The organism is Antrihabitans spumae (genome assembly GCF_043944905.1).
Lineage (GTDB): Bacteria > Actinomycetota > Actinomycetes > Mycobacteriales > Mycobacteriaceae > Antrihabitans > Antrihabitans spumae.
This window is the reverse complement of record NZ_JBIMSN010000106.1, coordinates 98,446-118,881: the sequence shown is the minus strand read 5'-3', so window position 1 is coordinate 118,881 and position 20,436 is coordinate 98,446. Positions and strand designations below refer to the sequence as shown.

At 63.6% G+C, this 20,436-nt stretch carries 20 protein-coding genes and 1 riboswitch; of the genes, 12 read left to right on the top strand and 8 right to left on the bottom strand.

The window, feature by feature from the left end; all coding sequences use genetic code 11:
* The first annotated feature begins 63 nt into the window (after window positions 1–63).
* Window positions 64–181: riboswitch (SAM riboswitch) on the top strand.
* Window positions 182–229: 48 nt separating this feature from the next.
* The 3 genes from ACHIRB_RS22650 (at window position 230) to ACHIRB_RS22640 (ending at window position 2,322) form a co-directional block, all read left to right on the top strand.
* The gene (locus ACHIRB_RS22650; protein ID WP_395123464.1) at window positions 230–1,564 is read left to right on the top strand and encodes an aminotransferase class V-fold PLP-dependent enzyme; all 1,335 of its coding nucleotides are present in this window, start codon (window positions 230–232) and stop codon (window positions 1,562–1,564) included.
* A complete protein-coding gene (locus ACHIRB_RS22645) occupies window positions 1,542–1,670 on the top strand; it encodes a putative leader peptide (protein ID WP_395115159.1) in 129 nt (42 codons plus the stop codon). Before ACHIRB_RS22650 ends, ACHIRB_RS22645 begins: the two co-directional genes overlap by 23 nt.
* A gap of 82 nt (window positions 1,671–1,752) precedes the next feature.
* The gene (locus ACHIRB_RS22640; protein WP_395115158.1) at window positions 1,753–2,322 is read left to right on the top strand and encodes a hypothetical protein; all 570 of its coding nucleotides are present in this window, start codon (window positions 1,753–1,755) and stop codon (window positions 2,320–2,322) included.
* 51 nt (window positions 2,323–2,373) lie between these two features.
* On the opposite strand, the gene ACHIRB_RS22635 is transcribed toward ACHIRB_RS22640, so the two are convergent.
* The 4 genes from ACHIRB_RS22635 to ACHIRB_RS22620 all read right to left on the bottom strand — a co-directional run bounded on the left by ACHIRB_RS22635 (window position 2,374) and on the right by ACHIRB_RS22620 (window position 3,933).
* The gene (locus tag ACHIRB_RS22635; protein WP_395115272.1) at window positions 2,374–2,841 is read right to left on the bottom strand and encodes a flavin reductase family protein; all 468 of its coding nucleotides are present in this window, start codon (window positions 2,839–2,841) and stop codon (window positions 2,374–2,376) included.
* A gap of 154 nt (window positions 2,842–2,995) precedes the next feature.
* The gene (locus ACHIRB_RS22630; RefSeq protein WP_395115271.1) at window positions 2,996–3,064 is read right to left on the bottom strand and encodes a putative leader peptide; all 69 of its coding nucleotides are present in this window, start codon (window positions 3,062–3,064) and stop codon (window positions 2,996–2,998) included.
* A 64-nt stretch (window positions 3,065–3,128) separates the two neighbouring features.
* A complete protein-coding gene (locus ACHIRB_RS22625; protein ID WP_199704918.1) occupies window positions 3,129–3,602 on the bottom strand; it encodes a YbaK/EbsC family protein in 474 nt (157 codons plus the stop codon).
* 10 nt (window positions 3,603–3,612) lie between these two features.
* Window positions 3,613–3,933, bottom strand: a complete 321-nt coding sequence (locus tag ACHIRB_RS22620; RefSeq protein WP_395115157.1) for a 2-oxo-4-hydroxy-4-carboxy-5-ureidoimidazoline decarboxylase — start codon at window positions 3,931–3,933, stop codon at window positions 3,613–3,615.
* 148 nt (window positions 3,934–4,081) lie between these two features.
* Here ACHIRB_RS22620 and ACHIRB_RS22615 point away from each other — a divergent pair, with 148 nt between their 5' ends.
* The 5 genes from ACHIRB_RS22615 to ACHIRB_RS22595 all read left to right on the top strand — a co-directional run bounded on the left by ACHIRB_RS22615 (window position 4,082) and on the right by ACHIRB_RS22595 (window position 8,523).
* Window positions 4,082–4,903, top strand: a complete 822-nt coding sequence (locus ACHIRB_RS22615; RefSeq protein WP_395115156.1) for a crotonase/enoyl-CoA hydratase family protein — start codon at window positions 4,082–4,084, stop codon at window positions 4,901–4,903.
* Window positions 4,904–4,982: 79 nt separating this feature from the next.
* Window positions 4,983–5,513, top strand: coding sequence for a MarR family winged helix-turn-helix transcriptional regulator (locus ACHIRB_RS22610; RefSeq protein WP_395123465.1), 531 nt, complete (start codon window positions 4,983–4,985; stop codon window positions 5,511–5,513).
* Window positions 5,510–7,252, top strand: a complete 1,743-nt coding sequence (locus ACHIRB_RS22605; protein WP_395123466.1) for an MDR family MFS transporter — start codon at window positions 5,510–5,512, stop codon at window positions 7,250–7,252. Before ACHIRB_RS22610 ends, ACHIRB_RS22605 begins: the two co-directional genes overlap by 4 nt.
* A 16-nt stretch (window positions 7,253–7,268) precedes the next feature.
* Window positions 7,269–8,087: a DUF6597 domain-containing transcriptional factor gene (locus ACHIRB_RS22600; RefSeq protein ID WP_395115153.1), complete on the top strand. Its 819-nt coding sequence runs from the start codon at window positions 7,269–7,271 to the stop codon at window positions 8,085–8,087.
* A gap of 46 nt (window positions 8,088–8,133) precedes the next feature.
* On the top strand, window positions 8,134–8,523 hold the full coding sequence (locus ACHIRB_RS22595; protein ID WP_395115152.1) for a DUF1761 domain-containing protein: 390 nt from the start codon (window positions 8,134–8,136) through the stop codon (window positions 8,521–8,523).
* A gap of 18 nt (window positions 8,524–8,541) precedes the next feature.
* Here the strand turns inward: ACHIRB_RS22595 and ACHIRB_RS22590 are convergent, their stop codons facing one another.
* Window positions 8,542–9,030, bottom strand: coding sequence for an inorganic diphosphatase (locus ACHIRB_RS22590; protein WP_395115151.1), 489 nt, complete (start codon window positions 9,028–9,030; stop codon window positions 8,542–8,544).
* Window positions 9,031–9,148: 118 nt separating this feature from the next.
* Between ACHIRB_RS22590 and dacB the strand changes: the two genes are divergently transcribed.
* From dacB to hpt, 4 genes are read left to right on the top strand one after another with little or no spacing between them, the layout of a single operon-like run.
* The gene (gene dacB / locus ACHIRB_RS22585) at window positions 9,149–10,534 is read left to right on the top strand and encodes a D-alanyl-D-alanine carboxypeptidase/D-alanyl-D-alanine endopeptidase (protein WP_395123528.1); all 1,386 of its coding nucleotides are present in this window, start codon (window positions 9,149–9,151) and stop codon (window positions 10,532–10,534) included.
* On the top strand, window positions 10,525–11,667 hold the full coding sequence (locus ACHIRB_RS22580) for a zinc-dependent metalloprotease (protein WP_395123467.1): 1,143 nt from the start codon (window positions 10,525–10,527) through the stop codon (window positions 11,665–11,667). Before dacB ends, ACHIRB_RS22580 begins: the two co-directional genes overlap by 10 nt.
* A gap of 8 nt (window positions 11,668–11,675) precedes the next feature.
* Window positions 11,676–12,638: a tRNA lysidine(34) synthetase TilS gene (gene tilS / locus ACHIRB_RS22575; RefSeq protein ID WP_395123529.1), complete on the top strand. Its 963-nt coding sequence runs from the start codon at window positions 11,676–11,678 to the stop codon at window positions 12,636–12,638.
* A gap of 13 nt (window positions 12,639–12,651) precedes the next feature.
* Window positions 12,652–13,218, top strand: coding sequence for a hypoxanthine phosphoribosyltransferase (gene hpt, locus ACHIRB_RS22570; protein ID WP_395115148.1), 567 nt, complete (start codon window positions 12,652–12,654; stop codon window positions 13,216–13,218).
* Here hpt and ACHIRB_RS22565 read toward each other — a convergent pair.
* The 3 genes from ACHIRB_RS22565 to ACHIRB_RS22555 are packed head-to-tail and all read right to left on the bottom strand — an operon-like array spanning window position 13,215 to window position 20,345.
* Entirely contained in the window at window positions 13,215–15,506 is a 2,292-nt protein-coding gene (locus ACHIRB_RS22565; RefSeq protein WP_395115147.1) for a serine/threonine-protein kinase, read from the bottom strand. The genes hpt and ACHIRB_RS22565 overlap by 4 nt on opposite strands.
* Window positions 15,507–15,516: 10 nt before the next feature.
* A complete protein-coding gene (locus ACHIRB_RS22560) occupies window positions 15,517–18,066 on the bottom strand; it encodes a serine/threonine-protein kinase (protein ID WP_395123468.1) in 2,550 nt (849 codons plus the stop codon).
* Window positions 18,063–20,345: a serine/threonine-protein kinase gene (locus tag ACHIRB_RS22555; protein WP_395123469.1), complete on the bottom strand. Its 2,283-nt coding sequence runs from the start codon at window positions 20,343–20,345 to the stop codon at window positions 18,063–18,065. Before ACHIRB_RS22555 ends, ACHIRB_RS22560 begins: the two co-directional genes overlap by 4 nt.
* Between the last annotated feature and the right edge of the window lie 91 nt (window positions 20,346–20,436).

Sequence of the window (20,436 nt, the reverse complement as noted above, 5' to 3'; positions counted from 1 at the left end):
AAAGGACTCACGACTCGGCGCCCCGGTTGACAAATTCGCGAGAGTTCTGCCAATCTTGGCGCAGGTCATGAGTACCAGCGTTTAGCCCCGGCTTGCTGGTCGGCAACCCTCCTCCGCGGTGGGGTGCTCCGGGTGACGACCTGGCTGACGTCCAAATACCTGGGCGCGGCAAGCGCGGACTCCGAGGTTTACAACCACCGACGGGTCCCTGGGACGATGGGATTTCGTGATGACTGCTGTATTGACCGCCGCTGTTGCCTGTGCGCCGCTGGCCCGAGTTTCAGGCTGTGACCTGCAGGTTCCGCTCGTGCAGGGTGGCGAATGCACGTACGCAAACCTCGACTACGCGGCGAGTGCGCCTGCCTTGGCTGCAGTGACCGACTGCGTTGCCGACGTGCTGCCGTACTACGCAAGTGTCCACCGTGGTGCCGGCTATGCGTCTCGCGTGTCGACCGACTGCTACGAAGGGGCCCGCGAATCCGTCGCCCGTTTTGTCGGCGCCGCCGACGACCAGGTCGTCGTCTTTACCAGGAACACCACAGACTCGTTGAACCTCCTTGCCTCCTGTGTCCCGGGCGACACCGTTGTGCTCGATATCGAGCATCACGCAAATCTGTTGCCCTGGAACAAGAACGGGCGTCGAGTGGTGACTGCCGCCGCGACGATCGACGAGACCGTCCGCCGTGTGATCGCAGAATTGTGCAGCCGTCCCGCTGCGCTCCTTGCCGTAACCGGTGCCTCCAACGTGACAGGCGAAGTACTGCCTATCGCGCGGCTTGCCGAGATCGCACACAGTTGTGGCGCAAGGATTCTCGTCGACGCTGCGCAGTTGGCGCCGCACCGTCGCATCGACCTCGCGAGCAGTGGCGTCGACTATCTCGCCTTTTCGGGACACAAGCTGTACGCGCCGTTCGGCGCGGGAGTCCTTGTCGGACGCCGTGATTGGCTCGATGCTGCCGAACCGTACCTCGCCGGTGGGGGAGCGGTCCGCGAAGTCGGCCTCACCAGCACGGAGTGGGCACCTGCTCCGCAGCGTCACGAGGCAGGCAGTCCGAACGTCATCGGTGCGGCGGCGCTGGCGGCAGCCTGCGAGCACCTGTGCACCCTCGATTGGGACGTCGTTGCCGATCACGAGCGCGACCTGTCCGATCGGCTTCGACGCGGCCTGGAACGACTGAACGGCATCAAGATTCTGCAGATCTGGGACGACACTGCCGATGCCGTCGGCATCGTGACCTTCACGGTCGACGGCTACGACCCGAGTTACGTTGCTGCCTATCTGTCTGCGGAGCACGGCATCGGCGTACGTGACGGACGATTCTGTGCGCACCCGCTCCTCGCGCGACTCGGAGTTCCCGCGGCGGTCAGGGCGAGCGTCGGACTCGGCACCTCGAGCTCTGACGTCGAACGCCTGGTGAACGCCGTAACCACACTGTGCGAAACCGGCGCGACCTGGCATTACGAAGAGATCGACGGCCGTTGGGATCCGAGCCCAGACACGAGATCCTTTCCGCGTCCCCAGTTTCGATCACCGCGAGGAGATGGCTCGCCTGCCTGCAAGTAGCGCGAGTACGCTCGCACTTATGGCATGGGAATCGAAGGGACGTCGGCTGGGACTCGTCCAGCGTCGACATGTCGATCTGTGCCGCACCGCGTCCGGCACCTGTTGAGGTCGAAGCTTTCGAACTGTTTCACATTCGAATCCGTTTCGCCCTTCAGCCCGTCACGCACGCATTTCGAGGGAATGTACCCATGTCATCGTCGGTTGTCCTTGCTCCAACCCGTCCGTTTCGTGTTGCGCTCGAACTGAGAAGTCGCCCAGCGCATGCTGATTACTGGATCGAACTGACCAACCCGCACGGATCGTCTGGGCCGCTGGATCTCGTTGCGGTCCCCCCGACCGTCGTTCGCATCACCGCGACCGACCTTCGTGAGGCGCAGCGGATTCGGCAAGGCATTCGTGCCGACCTCATCGGCAGCGGCCGGGACCCTGAATCGGTCACGGTGTTACTCGACATCGAAACCATCGTTGCCGCAACCGCTGCGGTCGCGCGGGGTCGGCTCGCCGAGGTCGAGTCCGATCCGCTGACCCGTCGTCGGAACGACTCGATCTCCTACATCGGGACGCCGTCCGGCTTGGTCGGATTGATCGCTGACATCCGGACCGCCGAGGTCGCCGACGGTGTCACAATCCGCCCGCTCGAATTGCCTGGCTCGTTGGATTTGATTGTGCAGCAGGTGGTTCCGGGCCTTGGACAGCGTGGCGTTGCAGTCGGTGCCGATGTGAACTCGGATGTGCTCAGGGCGCTTCGCGCCTCGTGAGTCCTTTTGGAGGGCCCAACCTCCGAAAGGACTCACGAGCGGCGGAGCCGCCTAGCCGTCGAGTGGAGTCGGCCGGTAGTAGCGACCGTTGTGATAGAGCAACGGCGCCGCTGCCGGCTCGTCGCCAGTCTCGTCGTGGACGCGTGTGACCAACCCGATGACCAGGGTGTGATCGCCGATCGGAATCAGCTGATCGACAACGACCCGCAACCACAGCGGTGTGCCGTGTAGCACCGGCTCGTGTGTGTCCAGCTTCGTCCACAGCGACCGGTCGGCGAAGCGCTGATCCGCCGACCTCGCAAAGCGTTGCGCCAGATGTTGCTGATGTTCGCCGAGGAAGTGGATCACCAGTGAGTCCGCTGCATGTAGTGCTCGAATGCTCGACGACGTGTGCGCGATATTGAACGAGACGAGCGGCGGATCGAGTGAGATCGACGCGAAAGATGTTGCGGTGAAGCCGACAGGGCCTGCCTCGGAATCGAGCGTGATGATGGTGACGCCGGCAGGAAAGTGCCGCATCGCCGATCGATACTGATCGCTGGTGATGCCACTGGCGTCGTCGGGGACAGAGAATTCGGTCACGTCGTGAGAATGTGCTTGCTCGGACACAGCAGTAACTCCGGACCGCCCGGCGTGGGCGCGAGATGTGATATTCGGTCGTGAGTAGATACGACTACGAACAGATACTCGTTGAAGTACGGCACAAGTCTACGTGCAGTCGCCGCCAGACCCTTGTCGCCATGATCCGTCGAGATTATCAGCAGGTCGCAGGGGCGAAACGGGTTACGAAACCCTCGAGCGAAAGGCTAGTCGACGTCTATCGCCAACCCTGCCGTGACTCGTAGCAACTCGGCGAACGACGAACGGAACAACGTGTTCGGATGCCCACCCGCAGCCCATAGTTCGGGGAACTTGGCCAGCGCATTGTCGAGGTAGGTCGGCAGATTCGTCGGATGCCCGACAGGGGCCACCCCGCCGATCGGCTGACCGGTCGCATGTTTGACGACGTCGGCCGAAGCCCGCGTCAACTCGCCTTCGAGGCGCTCACCCGTGTTCTTCAGGTTCACGTTGTGAGCGCCCGAGACGAGTATCAGGATGGGATCGTCGTCGAGGAGAAACACCAGCGACTTGGCGATCGCGCCGACGTCGATACCAAGTGCGGTCGCTGCTTGAGCAGCTGTTCGTGTTTCTTCCTCGCGCGTGACGATGACGCCGTGGTGCCCACGCGAGATCAGAATATCGGCGACGTGTGAAGCATTCGGGTGCAGCAGCTTCCGCATGTCCTCAAGACTAATATTCCGGATAGCCGCCGACGGGTCCAAGCATGCGAGAGATTCGTGCACGAGTGACCCGAGAGAGTTCTTCGACGGAGTTGTCGGAGGTTTCGCAGTGGACACAGGACTCGAAAACGCGATCCAGATCAGCCTGAGAAAACGCGAGTAGTTCGATGTCGCACTTCGTGAGCAAGTCGTCGTGAGTGTCGTACGGCCTCGCGTCGGCCACCTTGCGCGCCCAGGTGACGCAACAGCAGCATTCGAACAACGCGTGGATCGCGCGTTCGCGCGGTATCGCGTTGAATCGGTCAAGGCCGAGACCTTGGTGCATCAACATCCCGGAACCTTTCGGAGGCGAGGTCATTTTCGCTGGCGAAATTTGATCATCCGCGTCCTCTCGTCGGTTTTTCTACACTTGAGTACCCAATTGACAGAGTCTTAACGCGGCGTAACAGTGTGACGTCGCACTCGCTAGGCTGACCGGCATGACTGACTGGAAGGCTTTCACCGTCGAGATCACCGACAATGTCGCTCAGGTGACGTTGACGGGGCCGGGTAAAGGCAACGCGATGGGCCCCGATTTCTGGGCTGAACTCCCGCAGATTTTCGGCCAATTGGATGCAGATCCGCAGGTCCGAGCGGTTGTGCTGGCCGCATCGGGGAAGCACTTCTCGTTCGGGCTCGACCTTCCCGCCATGTCGCCGCTGTTCGGTCCGCTGCTCGCCGACCGTGCACTCGCCGCGCCGCGCACCGACTTCCACAATCACCTCAAAGGCCTGCAAGCCTCGGTGACAGCAGTTGCCGATTGCCGCAAGCCGGTCATCGCCGCTGTTCAGGGCTGGTGCATCGGCGGCGGTGTCGACCTGATCGCTGCGGTCGACATTCGCTATGCCAGTGCCGACGCGAAGTTCAGCATCCGTGAGGCGAAGGTCGCGATCGTCGCCGACATCGGTTCGCTGAACCGGCTACCGGCGATCATCGGTGACGGTCACCTGCGCGAACTGGCGTTCACCGGCAAGGACATCGACGCAGCGCGCGCCGAGAAGATCGGACTCGTCAACGACGTCTACGACGACGCCGAGGCCGCGTTGGCCGCCGCGCACGCGACGGCTCGCGAGATCGCCGCGAATCCGCCGCTGGTCGTGCACGGCATCAAGGATGTTCTCGCCCAGGAAAGGGTCGATGTCGTCGCGGCAGGACTGCGATATGTCGCCGCCTGGAACGCGGCTTTCCTGCCGTCGGAAGACCTGACCGAGGCGATCACGGCCATCGCGCAGAAGCGCGAAGCGAACTTCAAGGGTCGGTAAAGCTCGGTAAATATGTTGCCCCACCTGCGATAACCGCTACATACTTGCTTTGTACAACTAGTTGAGAGTTGCAAGCAAGATGACTGACGATAGTGGGCAGGGTGAGCTTGTCGACGCGATCGGTAGCGAACTGATCCGTCTGCAACGCATCAGGGATCGAACGGTTGCGCAGATCGCGGCGCTGTCGAAAGGCGAGATCGATCCGGCAGCGTTCACCTGTCTGTTCCGCCTCATCGCGGACGGACCGATGCGCTCGGGAGCGCTGGCGGAAGCTTTGTTCTCCGATCCCTCGACGGTCAGCAGGCAGGTTGCGCATCTCGTCGAACGAGGGTTCGTCGAGAGGCTTGCCGATCCCGCGGACGGCAGGGCAAGCGTGCTTGCAGTCACCACGGTCGGTCACGAACTTGCCCAACAGATGCGACGCCGTCGCAACGACAACCTCAGCCGGGTACTAGCCGATTGGCCGGACAGCGACCGACGAGAATTTCGCCGGTTGCTCGCGCTGTTCGTCGACGGCTACGAGCAAAGGCGTCCGGAGATGCTCGCTGCCATGCACGCGGCCAACAAGGTGCACGCAGCGAACGTGACGACGAGAGAGGACCAGGCGTGACGACATCTGCCAAGGCTGACAAGAACCCGGCTGACAAGAACCCGGCCGACAAGAACCCGGCCGACAAGAACACCGAGGCCAACGAGGCAGGCTTCACCCACCGCGAGATTCTCGTGATCATGAGCGGGCTCATGCTCGGCATGCTGCTCGCCGCACTCGATCAGACCATCGTCGCGACCGCTATCCGCACCATCGCCGACGACCTCGACGGGTACTCGCTGCAAGCCTGGGTCACGACCGCGTATCTGATCACGGCGACGCTCGCGACGCCGCTGTACGGCAAGTTGTCCGACATGTACGGGCGCAAGCCGTTCTTCATGCTCGCGATCACGATCTTCGTCGTCGGCTCGCTGCTCTGCACGATCGCGCAATCGATGTACATGCTCGCGGCATTCCGCGCGTTCCAGGGTCTCGGCGCAGGCGGTCTGATGTCGCTTGCCTTGACCATCCTCGGCGACATCGTCAGCCCTCGTGAGCGCGCGAAGTACCAGGGCTACTTCCTCGCGGTGTTCGGTACGTCCAGCGTCATCGGCCCGGTGCTCGGTGGCCTCTTCGCAGGGCAGGAAAGCATTCTGGGCGTGAGCGGCTGGCGCTGGGTGTTCCTCGTCAACGTGCCGATCGGATTGTTCGCACTCGCGGTCGTCTTCCGGGTGCTGCATCTGCCGATGGTCCGTAAGCCAACCGTGCGCGTCGATTGGTGGGGTGCATTCGTGCTCGCGGTCGGCATCGTTCCGTTGCTCATCATCGCCGAGCAGGGACGCGTGTGGGGTTGGGGCAGCGGCCGAGCGATCCTGTGTTACGTCGTCGGCGTTGTGGGCGTCGTCGGTTTCGTCTTCGTCGAATCACGGCTGAAAGACGCTGCACTCATCCCGTTGCGGATGTTCAAGAACTCGACCTTCGCAATGGGTGTCGTCATCTCCGTGGTCGTCGGTGCCGCGATGTTCGGCGGAATCACGTTGATCCCGCAGTACCTGCAGGTGGTACGCGGAGCAAGCCCGACCGACGCAGGCCTGCAGATGCTGCCGTTGGTCCTCGGACTGATGGTCGGGTCCATTGTTTCGGGTCAAATGATCTCGCGGACCGGACGTTATCGCGCGTTCCCGATCATCGGTGCGACGCTGCTGACCACGGGGCTGTTCCTACTGCACTTCATCGATGCCGATTCCCCGCTGTGGCTCGCCATGATCTACATGGCGATCACCGGTTTCGGGCTCGGCAACCTGATGCAGCCGATGACGCTCGCACTGCAGAATGCATTGCCTCCCAAGGACATGGGAGTCTCCACGGCCGCGGCCACGTTCTTCCGTCAGATCGGCGGAACCATGGGTGTCGCGATCTTCCTCTCGATTCTGTTCGCGCAGGTGACTCCGAACATCTCGAGCGAATTGCAAGCCGCCGCAAAGGATCCCACCTTCCAGCAGGCCCTTGCCGACGGGGTGCAAAGCAGCAATCCTGTCGATGCTCAATTGTCGAAGGGGCTGGTGAATCAAGATGTGTCCGCCGCTGCCGGTGTGCTGCAGGACAGTTCGATCATCCAGCAGCTGAGCCCGGAGTTGGCGCGGCCGTTCAAAGTCGGGTTCGCCGAATCTATGTCGACGGTGTTCCTGTCGGCGACGGGTCTCGCGTTGATAGCGCTTGTCATGGTGTTCTTCTGGAAAGAAGTGCCACTGCGAACGGCGGGCGGTATCGCGGCTGCGGCGCAGGCCGCGAAGGAAGAGCGCGAAGCCGACAAGGCCTGACCGCTACTGTGCTCGAGTGCAGTACTTCGAGCGTCCGCCGGCACCACTGCTTGCGCCGTACGTGCGCAAGCTGTGGTTCCTGCACGGTCCGCGGCCTGCGCGCTACGAAAAGATCCTCCCGCTGCCGTTCGTGCACTTCATCGTCAATCTCTCCGACCCGTACTGGATCGTCGGCCCCGACGGTGATCGGCACACCGAATTGGCCGCAGGTTTCGTCTCGGGCATTCATCCGCGCTACGTCGTGATCGAGGATCCTGACGAGTTGCACCACGTTGGAATCGAGTTGGAGCCGTACGGGATTCGCGCTTTCAGCGCAGTGCCCGTCGCGGAGCTGACGACCACGGTTCGCGCAAGCGGCGACGTGCTCCCAGGCAGCGACGAGTTGCGCGAACACCTTGCCGGATGCACCGCGGAGGACGCGTGCGATCGCTTGGAGCAGTTCGTCCTCGAGCTGCCTCGCTCGAAACCGGATCCTCGCGTCGTTGCAGCCTGCCGTCGGATCGATGCGGACTCCGATCTCGATATCGCAAGTCTGGCAACGGACTTCGGAATTGCGCATCGAACGCTGATCGAACTCTTTCGGCGGTACTGCGGTATCGCACCGAAGGCGTACGCCGATGTTGTTCGGCTGCACCAGTTTCTGAACGCGCTACCGCTGGACGGCCGGACCCCGACCTGGACCGAGCTCGTCGCATCGTCGTCGTACTACGACCAGTCGCACTTCATCGCGACGTTCAAACGCTTCACCGGCTTCACACCGGCGCGCTATCTCGACATCGTCGGTCGGCTCGGGCGTGACTACGCGTCGTTCGTACCGATCGGCGACCTCGGGTAAATTTTCTACAATTCGAACAACGTCTCCGACGGCTACCTTGCCGACCATGAGCGAAGTGAATCTGCTGGCAATCGTGCTTGCTGCTGCGTCGACGTTCGTCATCGGCGGCGTGTGGTATTCGGCGCTCTTCGCGGCGCCGTGGCAGCGTGCTGCCGACGTGAGCGACACCCAACTAGCCACGGGCGCTCCGCGCATTTTTGTTGGTGCCGCGGCACTTTCGTTGGTGATGGCCGCGACACTCGCACCGTTCATCGGTACTGAAGGCGTGGTGTTCGGGGCCGCGGCGGGTGCGGCCGCGGGCATCGGTTGGGTCGGCTGCGCGCTCGGAGTCGTCTATCTCTTCGAGCGCCGCAGCCTCACCCTGTTCGCCATCGACGCGGGCTACTTCGCCGTCGCCTACCCGGCGATGGGAGCAATCATCGGGGCACTGCAATAAAACCAGTGGCGGTGGGAGCTAGTGTCCGTGGTCCTTCAGCCGTTGGATCGACGCTACGACCTCGGCTTCGGCTTCGGTACGCCCGACCCATTCCGAGCCCTTGACGAACTTGCCAGGCTCGAGGTCCTTGTACCGCTCGAAGAAGTGCTTGATCGCATCGAGTTCGTAGGACGGGACGTCCTCGAGTTCCTGGATGTGATCCCAGCGGTAGTCGCCTGCCGGAACTGCGAGGACCTTGTCGTCGCCACCCTTCTCGTCGGTCATCCGGTACATCGCGACCGGGCGAACGTTGATCAGGACACCGGGAAACACGGACTCGGGGAGCAGCACCAGCACGTCCAGCGGATCGCCGTCCTCGCCCAAGGTGTTGTCGATGAAGCCGTAGTCGGCCGGATAGACCATCGACGTGTACAGGTAGCGGTCGAGCCGAACCCGTCCGGTCTCGTGGTCGATCTCGTACTTGTTGCGCTGCCCCTTGGGGATCTCGATGGTGACGTCGAACTCCACGCCATGCCTCTCTTCTTCTTGTGTCTCGGCAATTCGCTTCGGGAAGGCTAGCGCGTCAAGGATAGTGTTGGCTCACACAGGAGTGGAGGAAAGCTTGGTCGGCCAGGGCAAAAAGAACATCGGCGCATTGGCCGCTCGACGTCGACGCCACACCAGAACACTCGCAGTCACCGTAGTCGTGCTGCTGCTAGCTGCCGGTTCGGCAGTGCTGGTCGTCGCTGCGCCGTGGGATTCCGGTGCATCCGGTAGGAAACTGACCGTAGCTACCGAACCGCCTCCCATCGTGCTTGCACCGCAGGTCGTTCCCGTTCCGGATTCGGCCCCGATCCCGTCGTCGGCAGGGTTGTCCGCGGCCTTGACGCCTGCGCTCGGTAATTCTGACCTGGGCACTTTCTCCGGATCCGTCACCGACGCCGAGTCGGGGGCAGTGCTGTGGAACACCGAGCCGGATCGACCGATGACGCCGGCGTCGACGACGAAAGTTCTCACCGCAGCCGCCGCGATGCTGGCACTGCCGCCCGATCATCGGGTGAGCACCACTGTTGTCGCAGGTCCTCAGCCCAACGAATTGGTTCTTGTCGGTGGCGGCGATCCCACGCTCACCGCACAGGCCGTTGGCGAACCGAGCATCTATGCCGGGGCGCCGCGGCTGCAGGATCTCGTCGAGCAGATCAAACGAAGCGGCGCGGAGGTAGACACAATTCTCGTCGACACCCGCGCCTACAGCGGACCGACCCTTGCGAAAGGCTGGTTCCCGAACGACATCGGCGGCGGCTACATCGCGCCGATGGAACCGGTGATGATCGACGGCGGTCGACTCAAACCACTCGAAGACGAATCACCGCGCACGGCGACACCGGCGTTGGACGCAGGCAGGCTGCTCGCCGTCGAACTCGGCCTCGATCCCGCGAAGGTTCGGCCCGGTGAGGCGTCGGAGGGCGCAGCACCGGTGGCGAGCGTGCAGTCGGCTCCGCTGCGTGATCGGCTCGGCCAGATGATGGGACGCTCCGACAACGTCCTCGCCGAGGCGATCGGACGCGAGATAGCAATCGAAGAAAAAGGCGACGCGTCGTTCGACGGAGCGGTCACAGCGGTGCTCGACACCCTGACCGACGCCGAATTCGACCTCGGCGGCGTCACATTGCACGACCTCAGCGGACTCTCGGTCGACGATCGGGTGCCTGCCCGAGTGCTCGACGCGATCATGACGGCGGCGGCAGGTGAGGCCAAGCCCGAGTTGCGGCCGATGCTCGACTACCTGCCTGTCGCGGGTGCGACGGGCACCCTGTCGGACCGCTACGGCGCCGGTGATCGGGCGGGGGCGGGCTGGGTCCGCGCGAAGACGGGCACTTTATCGGACGCGAGCGCGTTGGTCGGATATGTCGTGGATTCGAGTGGACGAGTGCTGACGTTCGCGTTGATGTCGAACGGACGACCCCCGGAGGCGAGCAGGCCCGCACTCGATGCGGTCGCCGCCACGTTGCAAGGGTGTGGATGTCAGTGACAGAGAACAAGACGACCGAGAACAAGACCGAGACCGCCGAAGATGCAGATGCCGAGTCGGACACTGCGACCGAGAAGAAGACCAACAGCTTCGCCGGTGCGGTCGACTGGGAACTCGCTGCGAAGACGGGCGTCCGGTTGTCGCCGCGCGGACCCAAGGTGTCGCGGTACACGGCGGAAGCAGCGGTAACCGAACTGTCGGAGGCGTCGATACGCGCCGAAGGTCCGGTTCGTGAGGTCACCCGGCTCGCCGATGGGCTGCCGATCCCTGCCGCGCAGGTGGTCGACCGCGCAGGGTGGGTCCGGGCCGCCGCATATTCCATGGAGCAGATGACCGGCACAGGTCTAGGTGACGACGATGCCGACAAGGGACTGCTCGCAGGCAAGCCTGCCGGCGTCCAGGCCGGTGCGATGCTCGCGTTCCTGTCGTCGGCGATTCTCGGTCAGTACGACCCGTTCACCGGCCCGGACGGCACGCTGTTGCTCGTCGCGCCGAACATCGTGATGGTCGAGCGCGCGCTGAAGGTCTCGCCGACCGATTTCAGGTTGTGGGTATGCCTGCACGAGGTAACCCACCGCGTGCAGTTCTCGTCGTCGCCGTGGTTGACCGATTACATGCAGCAGTCGGTCGCGGTGCTCGGCGAGGTCGGCGACGAATCCGTGTCCGAGTTGGTCGGCAGGCTCGGTGAAGCGCTGCGCGAACGGAAGCGAGCGAACAACGGTGACGGGCCCGCCGAACAGCGTGGCGTCGTCGGTCTGCTTCGCGCCACCCAGGCACCGCCGCAGCGGGAGGCGCTCGACCGCTTGCTGATGCTGGGGACGTTGCTCGAAGGCCATGCCGATCACGTGATGGATGCCGTCGGACCCGCTGTGGTGCCGTCGGTCGAGCAAATTCGACGCGCATTCGACAACCGGCGCAAACGCTCCGCCAACCCGGTGCAGCGCTTGATCAGGGCGCTGCTCGGCATGGACGCGAAGATGGAGCAGTACGTCCGGGGCAAGAAATTCGTCGATGCCGTGGTCGGTCAGGTCGGGATGGACCAGTTCAACGCCATTTGGACCGGACCGGATACCTTGCCGCTGACAACGGAAATCGAAGCGCCCGACAAGTGGATCGCCAGGGTCTTGGGCTGACGCTGGCGATGCTTCCCGAAACGCCTGCGCTGTTGCTGCTCCGGCAGGCCGTACGACGTTGGCTCGACGCTCATCCCTACGACGACGTTGCGATCGCGCTCTCAGGGGGCGCTGATTCGCTCGCGCTGACCGCGGCAGCTGTGGCCGAGACGGATCGTGTCCGTGCGATCGTGGTCGATCATCGGCTGCAGCAGGGTTCGGGCGCGGTGGCACAGACCGCGGCCACCCGGGCGCGCGCGTTGGGTTGTGCGACCGCCGAGGTCGTCGCAGTGACGGTGGGGACCGTCGGCGGTATCGAAGCCGCGGCGCGAACCGCGCGCTACCACGCGCTGGAAACCGCACGTGGCAGCGCTCCCGTGCTGCTCGGGCACACACTCGACGATCAGGCGGAGACGGTGTTGCTCGGTCTGGCACGTGGCTCGGGTGGCAGGTCGATCTGGGGTATGCGCGCCTTCGATCCGCCGTGGGGGCGGCCGCTTCTCGATGTTCGTCGAGCGACTACGCGGCAGGCTTGCGTCGACCTCGGTCTCGAACCGTACGAAGATCCGCACAACAGCGAGCCCGACTTCACCCGAGTCCGGCTGCGGACCGAAGTTCTTCCGCTGCTCGAAGATGTGCTCGGCGGCGCGGTCGCGCCGGCACTGGCTCGTACTGCCGAACAACTGCGCGAAGACGGTGCCGTTCTCGATGCTGCGGCGGAAGCGATTCTGACCAGGGTTCGCGTCGACGGCGACCTGATCGTCGACGCTCTCGTCGGTGAACCCGCTGCCCTTCGTCGCAGGGTGATCCGTGCGTGGCTACTCGGCGGTGGAGCAAAATCGTTGACCGACAAGCACTTACGCGCAATCGACGACCTGGTTGTCGCGTGGCGAGGGCAGGGCGGAGTCGCGGTCGGCGGGGGTTCGGCGGGAGCCAGGTTGGTGTGCACCCGCGAACATGGCAGGCTGACCCTGGGTTTCGACAACAGATGAAGGGGTCCACGGCGTGTACGAGGGCGACATCGCATCGGTTCTACTCACCGAGGATCAGATCCAAGAACGCGTCAAGTCATTGGCGGCAGAGATAGCCGAGCGCTATCCGGTCGGTTCGCCGCAGGGCGACCTACTTCTCGTCGGTGTTCTCAAAGGCGCAATTTTCTTCATGACCGACCTGTCCCGCGCGCTGCCGATTCCTACGCAGATGGAATTTATGGCGGTCAGCTCCTACGGGTCGTCGACGTCGTCGTCGGGCGTTGTTCGGATCCTCAAGGACCTCGACAAAGACATCGCCGGGCGCAACGTGCTGATCGTCGAAGACATCATCGACTCGGGGCTGACGCTGTCCTGGCTGATCCGCAACCTCTCCAGCCGAAATCCGGGCTCGCTCGAGGTCGTCACGCTGCTGCGTAAACCCGACGCGGTCAAGACCGACGTCAACGTTGCGTTGATCGGCTTCGACATCCCCAACGAATTCGTCGTCGGCTACGGCCTCGACTACGCCGAGCGCTACCGCGACCTGCCTTACATCGGCACGCTGGATCCGAAGGTCTACTCCGACGACGGCGACCTCTAACTGTTCGCGACAACCCGTTCGAGCGATTCGAGATCGGTGTCGATAAGCCGGAACAGCCAGTACGACACCGCAAATGCGACGAGTGCGCCGACGCACAGTATGCGCACCGCGACGAAGACCGACGGTATGTCGCGCACGTCGAGGAACGTCACAGTTGCGACCGCTAGCAACGGGACCGACGCCGCAAGCGCGAGGTAGAAGCTGTTCCTGCTCCGCAGCCTGCGCAGTAGGGCAGCGTCGCGCTGGTCGATATCGCTGTAGGGCAGAAATATCGGATAGATGCAGCGGACCGAATAGAACGTGAGCAAGAAGAACGGATAGGCGACCGCAATGGCCGCACACACAACCTGCGCGGCGATGAAATGCACGTACGCGCTCACCGGAATGGTCGCCTCCGCGGAGGCGAGTCCGAACGGCCAACTGACACCCGACAGCATCCACAGACCGAACACGACGGCGACGATGCGACGACTGAGCAGCAGCGCATCGCCCCGGGCTTTGGCTAGGGTGTCAGCGCTGTAGGTGCGACCTTTACGCAGGCCGCCTGGGACGGTCAGCAAGCGTCTGGACAGGTAGACGATCAGCAGCAACCCGAGTCCGAATCCGATGGTGTTGACCAGCAACGCAAGCAACTCGGTGCGCTGCTGCGCGCGCTCGGACAGGCGACTGAAGATCAGCATCTGGTTCTGCTGAATGTTGTACAGGCTGGCAATGCCGTTCGGGATGACGACGCACAACGCGACGATCGGCACCAGCCACTTGCGCAGCCGCAGCCGCCAGCTGCGCTCGGGCGGATCGACTAAATCGCGAGCACGATGATCGAGGGCAAGATCGAACTGTTGCGCCAATTCCCCGCCCGACTGCCACCGATCGTTCGGGTCGGGCGCCAAGCAGGTGAGCAACACCCGACGCAGGGTCGACGGAGTGTCGGGCGGCAAATCGTCGAGAGCGTCGGCACTCACCCCGGCGAGGCGATCGTCGAGCAGGGCGTCGAGCGTTCTGTTGTCGCCCGCGGTCAGTTCGTCCGAACCTGTGATGCGATTGTCGGGGAACGGTTTTCGGCCCGTGAGCAACTCCCACAACACGACGCCGAGGGAAAAGATGTCACTTCGGGTGTCCAGTTCGGCCGCGGTACGGGGCCGACCGGGATGGCATGCCTCCAGCTGTTCGGGCGACATGTACGACAGCGATCCACCGAAGTAGGCGACCGGGCTTGCACCTGCCACCTTTCCGCTGAAGCTGATGTTGAAATCCGCAAGCTTGGGAACACCCTCGGCCGTGAGCAGGACGTTGGCGGGCTTCACGTCTCGATGCAGGACGTCGTGGCGGTCCGCGTAGTCGAGAGCGTCGGCAAGTCGTCGGCCGAGCCAGGCGATCGTCTCCGGCCACGACAATGCCGCAAGCTCCGTGCGGATACTCGAATCGGTCAGCCGGATCTCACCCCGCGACTCCATCGATTCGTCGATCGCATCGAGCAGAAATTGACCGCTCCGGCTCGGTTCCCACGTCGTTCGGCGAACGTTGCGCAGCACGTTCAGGAGCGTTCCGCCCGGCAGGTACTGCATGTAGAGCAGCCGCAGTTCGCGCTCCGGCACCAGGCGTTGGTCGAATACCCGCACGATGTAGTCGTGATCCAACTGCGCGAGCGTCTGTGGTTCGGTACCGCGGTCTTCCGAGATCTTCACGGCGACCAACCGCTGCATCGATCGTTGCCGTGCAAGAAATACCCGTGCAAAGGCGCCGCTGCCCAGGCTGGTCAGCAGGTCGAACTCGTCGACCCGCTGCCCGACCGCCAACTCTTCGAGCGGTTCGAACGGTCCGGGCCGTGCCACCGTCGTACTGCCCGACCGGTGCGTTGCGGTCCGGTCGGCGACGTTGGTGACGTCCGCCGTCGAATACGCCGTCTCGTCGTCGACGGTCAGCAGACCACGTAGTTGTTCGGCGTGCGCCGGGTACTCGAGCAGATACTGCTCAGGGTCGACGTTCTCGCCGCGACGCTGCCGAATCACGAAGTCCTCGTGCACGGTCGTCAGAGGTACGAGGTCCGCGGTGAGTTCGGGGAACTCGGCGCGGTAGTCGGCTAGGTGCTTCGGTTCGGCACCTCGGAGCGATCGTTGTCGCAGGTCGATGCGGATCAGTTCCAGCAACGTGCCGATGCGGATGGCGTCGGGGTCGGGGAGAAACGCGGCGAGCTCGGGTGGTGCCGCCGCGGTCGCCCATGCCACGGTGAACCGCCCGACGGCGTCCGCGGCATGCAGGCTCGGACGGCCGGCATCGAATCGGTTCATTCGATGACGGTCACCGGTCGGACTCGCTGGAGACGACCCGCTGCAGTGCTCGCAGGTCCTCTTCGAGCGATCGGAAGATCCAGTACGTCGCCACGAACGCAATGATGCCGCCGACGCACAGGACACGCACCGCAAATATGACACTCGGGATGTCGCCCGGCGGTATGAACGTCACGCCTGCCACACCCAACAGCGGAACCGACGCGGCGATGGCGAGGTACTGATTGCAGCGCCTGTCGAGGTTTCGCAGTTGTCGGGCGTCCGCTTTGCTCGTCTCGCCGTAGGTGAGGAACATCGGGTAGATGCTGCGGACGATGTAGAGATTGACGAGGAAAAACGGGTAGGCAACCGCGATCGCGCCGCAGACCACAAGCGAACCGATGAAATGCACGTACGCGTCCGCGGGAATGTTGCCTGCGACGAGTTGCAGCGTGATCGGGAAAGCGATGCCGGCGATCACCCAGAGCAGGAAGGCAATCGCGACCACGACGTCGCCCATGCGCAGCGCATCGCGACGAGCGCGAGCAAGAATTTTCGGATCGTAGGTCTTGCCTGCGATCATGCCGCGCGACACCGACAGCACGTACCGACAGATGTAGATGATCACCGCTGCGCCGAGCGGGAAGAACGTCAGGTTGATGATCTGGGTGATGATCCCGAACTTCAGCTGCGCATCCTCGTCGAGGCGGCTGATGATCAACGTCTGGTTGTGGTGGATGTTGTACACGCTCGCGAGAGCGTTGGGGATGCCCATCGCCAGCGCGATCACCGGGATTGCCCACTTGCGCAGCCGCAGCCGCCAACTGTCCGGCGGCGGATCCACCAGGTCCCGGGCTCGGGCGTCCATGCAGAGGTCGAGTTGCTGAGCCAACTCGGTGCCCGTCGACCAGCGGTCCGTCCGCACAGGTGCCAAACACGTCATAAGAACGCGGCGCAGCGCAGCAGGACAATCGGCAGGCAGATGAGTGAAGGCATCGGCGGCGATGCCGTCGTTTCGCCGTTCGATCATTCGGTCGAGTGTTGTTGTATCCCCGCCCTGTACACCCTCGTTGCCGAACGGTTTGTGTCCTGTCAGCAGTTCCCACAGCACGACACCGAGGGAATAGATGTCGCTGCGCGTATCGAGTTCGGCGGCACTGCCCGGCCTGCCGGGATGGCACGCGGCCAATTGCTCGGGCGACATGTAGGACAGCGAACCGCCGAAGTACGCGACAGGGCTGGCGCCGGTGACATTGCGACTGAAGCTGATGTTGAAGTCCGCGAGCTTCGGTACTCCTTCCGCGGTCAGCAGCACGTTGGCAGGTTTGACGTCGCGGTGCAGCACGCCGCGTCCACCCGCGTAGTCGAGGGCATCGGCGAGCCTGCGGCCCAACCAGGCAACGGTCTCGGGCCACGACAACTGGGCGATCTCGGCACGAACACTCGAATCGGTCGGCCGGATTTCGCCCTTCTCCTCCATCGCGGCATCGATCGCGTCGAGCAGAAGTGCACCTGAACGGTTCGCCTCCGGCGTCGCGCGCACCCACTGCAACACCCCGAGGAGGGTGCCGCCAGGCAAGAACTGCATGTAGAGCAGCTTCAACTTGCGGTCGGCGATCAGCCGCTGATCGAAGATGCGAACGATGTAATCGTGGTCCAACTGAGCAAGAGTCTGCGGTTCGGTGCCGTGATCGGCGGACACCTTGACCGCGACGAGCCGCTGCATCGACCGCTGTCGCGCAAGGAACACCCTGGCGAAGGCGCCGCTGCCGAGCACCGTCAGCAGATCGAAGTCGTCGATACTCATCCCGACCTCGATGGTGTCGAGATCCTCCATGCCGCCGGGTTCGACGAACGCACCGGCGGTCGCGAGGCTCGGATCCTGATACATGGCGGTACTTGTCGAATCCTCGGTGGCCGCCGCGAAGGTCATCGAATCCATACCGAGGGCTGTGGGTTCGTCTGCGTAGGCGGTGTTTTCGGCGTACGCGGTGTTTTCGGCGTAGGCGGTCGCCTCGTCGGCGTAGGCGGTCGGCTCGTCGGCGACCTCGGTCGGGTCACCCGAGTACTGCGTCGGCTCGTCGGCGACCTCGGTCGGGTCACCCGAGTACTGCGTCGGCTCGTCGGCGACCTCGGTCGGGTCACCCGAGTACTGCGTCGGCTCGTCGGGCACGGGCGGTCGAGCCAGCACGGTGCTGGTGTCCTCGTCGGTGTTCAGCAGTTGTTTGAGTCGCTGTGCCTGGGCCGGAAATTCGCTCAGGTAGTCACGCGGGTCGACGGTCTGACCGCTGTGCCTACGGATCACGAATTCTTCGTAGATCAGGCTGGCAGGCAGATCGGCGCGCTCGAGTTCGGGAAACTCGTCGCAGTAGGTGACGAGGCGCTTGCCGAGGCCGGTCCGCAACCACCGATGGCGCAGGTCGATGCTGATCAGTTCCAGCAGAGCGGTCCGGCGTATCGCCGCGGTGTCGGGGAGGAAGTCGGCCAGGATCGGCGGCACAGCGGTCGACTCCCACGCGGTGACGAAATCGTCTACGACGCTGGGGTCTGTTGCCGGACTGCCGATGTGCTCCGTGCTCATGGTGAAGGTATCTGTTCCGAGGTGTTCGACGTGACGCCTTCCAGTGCGTTCAGGTCGGCGTCGACCTTCCTGAACAGCCAGTAGACGCCGATGAACGCAATGACACCGCCGATGCACAGGATGCGTACAGCGACGATAACCGAACCTATTTCGTCGAGTGGGACGAACGTCGCACCTGCCACCGCCACCAGCGGGACCGCTGCCGAAAGTGCGAGGTAGCGAATGCCCCGGCGGTGCAGGCCGACCATCACGGTCGAGTCCTTGCCGCTGACCTCGCCGTGCGGCAGAAACGTCGGGTAGAGGCAGCGGACCGCGTAGAACGCGACGAGAAAATACGGGTACGAGACGGCAATGGCAGCGCACACGACGAGCGACGCGAAGAAGTAGACGTAGTCGCGCCGTGACAGATCGCCGATCACGATCGCCATCGTCACGGCCCAGCCGATACCGAAGCTGATCCACACGCCGAAGAGGATGGCCGTGACGCGGTCGCCGAGCAGCAGAGCATCGCTACGCGCACGGGCGAGGATGTCGGGCGGATAGGTCTTGCCGTGTTTGAGCCCGTGCGGGACGAGAACGAGATAGCGACGCATGTAGAGGATGAGCAGGGCGCCGATGGGAAACGACACCACGGTCACGACCAACCAGATGACATCGAAGCGGTGTTGGGCTGCGTCGTCGAGTTTGCCTGCGACGAGTGCACTCACGATGAAGTAGTTCAGGTACGCGGCGAGTGCGTTCGGTACGACCACGCCGAGTTCCATGATGAGAATCGACCACGGCCGCAGTTTGAAGCGCCAACTGCCCGGTGGGGGATCGACGAGATCTCGGGCGCGCGCGTCCAGACACAGATCCAACTGCTGCGCCAACTCGGCACCCGTCGCCCAGCGGTCGTCGCGCTCCGGTGCGAGGCAGCGCAACAGCACTCGGCGCAGCGTCGCGGGGGTGTTGGCCGGCAGGTCGGCGAGCATCTCGTTCGACACACCGGAGCGGCGATGGAGGAGCAACGCGTCGAGCGTGGTCCGGTCGCCCGGCATCGACCGACCCGGGGTGTTGTCGGCGGTGATTCTGTTGTCGGGAAACGGTTTTCTTCCCGTCAGCAGTTCCCAGAGGACGACGCCGAGCGAGTAGATATCACTGCGGGTATCCAATTCTGCTGCGGTGGAGGGATTGTCGGGATGGCAGGCTTCGAGTTGCTCGGGCGACATGTAGGACAGCGAGCCACCGAAGTAGGCGATCGGGCTCGCACCGTCGACGTTTCGGTTGTAGCTGATGTTGAAGTCCGCGAGTTTGGGAATACCCTCCGCGGTCAACAATACGTTGGCGGGCTTGATGTCTCGGTGCAGCACCAAGTGGTTGTGCGCGTAATCGAGCGCCTCGGCGAGCCGGCGGCCCAGCCAGGCAACCGTCTCGGGCCAGGTCAGGGTGGCCAGCTCGTCGCGTGCTGTGGAGTCGGCGGGGCGGATCTCGCCACGGTCGACAAGGACGCTGTCGATGACGTCCAGCAGCAGTTGGCCACTACGAAGTTCGGCAGGCGTCTGTCGGATGCGGTGCAGTACGCCGAGCAGCGTCCCACCCGGAACGTATTGCATGTAGAGCAATTTGAGACCGCGGTCGCTCACTACCCGCTGATCGAAGACCCGGACGATGTAGTCGTGGTCGAGTTGCGCGAGCGTCTGTGGTTCGGTGCCGTGATCCTCGGAAATCTTGACCGCGACGAGCCGTTGCATCGACCGCTGCCTCGCCAGGAAGACCCGTGCGAATGCACCACTGCCGAGACCGGTGAGCAGATCGAATTCGTCGACCCGCTGACCGACCTCGACGTATTCGAGCGCATCGGGAACCCGGACCGCGTTCGTGACTGCATCGGTGCCGACCTCGGTTCGCGCTGCGACAGTTCGGGTGTCCTCCGCGGCGTCGAGCATGGCCGCCAATTGCCGCGCCTGAGCTGGGTATTCACGCAGGTAGGAGAGTTCGTCCACAACGTCGCCGCTGCGTCGGCGGAGCTGCACCTCTTCGTAGATCAACGTCGCGGGCAACCTGTCGGCACGTAACTCCGGGTAGTCGACGCAATAGTCGGTGAGCCGTTTGGGGAGTCGTGCATGCAACCAGCGGTGTTCGAGATCGATTCTGATCAGGTCGATGAGTGCGACACGACGGATCGCTTCGGCGTCGGGGAGGTAGGCGTCGAAATCGGGTGGCCGACCCGTCGATTCCCACTCCGCGGTGAATCGATCGGCGACATACGGTGGTACGACCGTGTGCTCAGCCTGTGTCATTGCGTGTCATGACCGTGGGTTCTCGCATTCCGGCGTCGTCCGGGAGGCATGAAGAATGATAACTTGCGGCACGACACTCCTGCCTTCGTGG

What these genes read in the sequence shown, in the direction of transcription:
- ACHIRB_RS22565 (WP_395115147.1), bottom strand. Translation starts at nt 15,506, where the DNA reads ATGAACCGATTCGATGCCGGCCGTCCGAGCCTGCATGCCGCGGACGCC.
- ACHIRB_RS22650 (WP_395123464.1), top strand. Translation starts at nt 230, where the DNA reads ATGACTGCTGTATTGACCGCCGCTGTTGCCTGTGCGCCGCTGGCCCGA.
- ACHIRB_RS22635 (WP_395115272.1), bottom strand. Translation starts at nt 2,841, where the DNA reads ATGCGGCACTTTCCTGCCGGCGTCACCATCATCACGCTCGATTCCGAG.
- ACHIRB_RS22555 (WP_395123469.1), bottom strand. Translation starts at nt 20,345, where the DNA reads ATGACACAGGCTGAGCACACGGTCGTACCACCGTATGTCGCCGATCGA.
- ACHIRB_RS22580 (WP_395123467.1), top strand. Translation starts at nt 10,525, where the DNA reads ATGTCAGTGACAGAGAACAAGACGACCGAGAACAAGACCGAGACCGCC.
- ACHIRB_RS22610 (WP_395123465.1), top strand. Translation starts at nt 4,983, where the DNA reads ATGACTGACGATAGTGGGCAGGGTGAGCTTGTCGACGCGATCGGTAGC.
- ACHIRB_RS22645 (WP_395115159.1), top strand. Translation starts at nt 1,542, where the DNA reads ATGGCTCGCCTGCCTGCAAGTAGCGCGAGTACGCTCGCACTTATGGCA.
- ACHIRB_RS22595 (WP_395115152.1), top strand. Translation starts at nt 8,134, where the DNA reads ATGAGCGAAGTGAATCTGCTGGCAATCGTGCTTGCTGCTGCGTCGACG.
- ACHIRB_RS22640 (WP_395115158.1), top strand. Translation starts at nt 1,753, where the DNA reads ATGTCATCGTCGGTTGTCCTTGCTCCAACCCGTCCGTTTCGTGTTGCG.
- ACHIRB_RS22625 (WP_199704918.1), bottom strand. Translation starts at nt 3,602, where the DNA reads ATGCGGAAGCTGCTGCACCCGAATGCTTCACACGTCGCCGATATTCTG.
- ACHIRB_RS22620 (WP_395115157.1), bottom strand. Translation starts at nt 3,933, where the DNA reads ATGTTGATGCACCAAGGTCTCGGCCTTGACCGATTCAACGCGATACCG.
- ACHIRB_RS22615 (WP_395115156.1), top strand. Translation starts at nt 4,082, where the DNA reads ATGACTGACTGGAAGGCTTTCACCGTCGAGATCACCGACAATGTCGCT.
- tilS (WP_395123529.1), top strand. Translation starts at nt 11,676, where the DNA reads ATGCTTCCCGAAACGCCTGCGCTGTTGCTGCTCCGGCAGGCCGTACGA.
- ACHIRB_RS22560 (WP_395123468.1), bottom strand. Translation starts at nt 18,066, where the DNA reads ATGAGCACGGAGCACATCGGCAGTCCGGCAACAGACCCCAGCGTCGTA.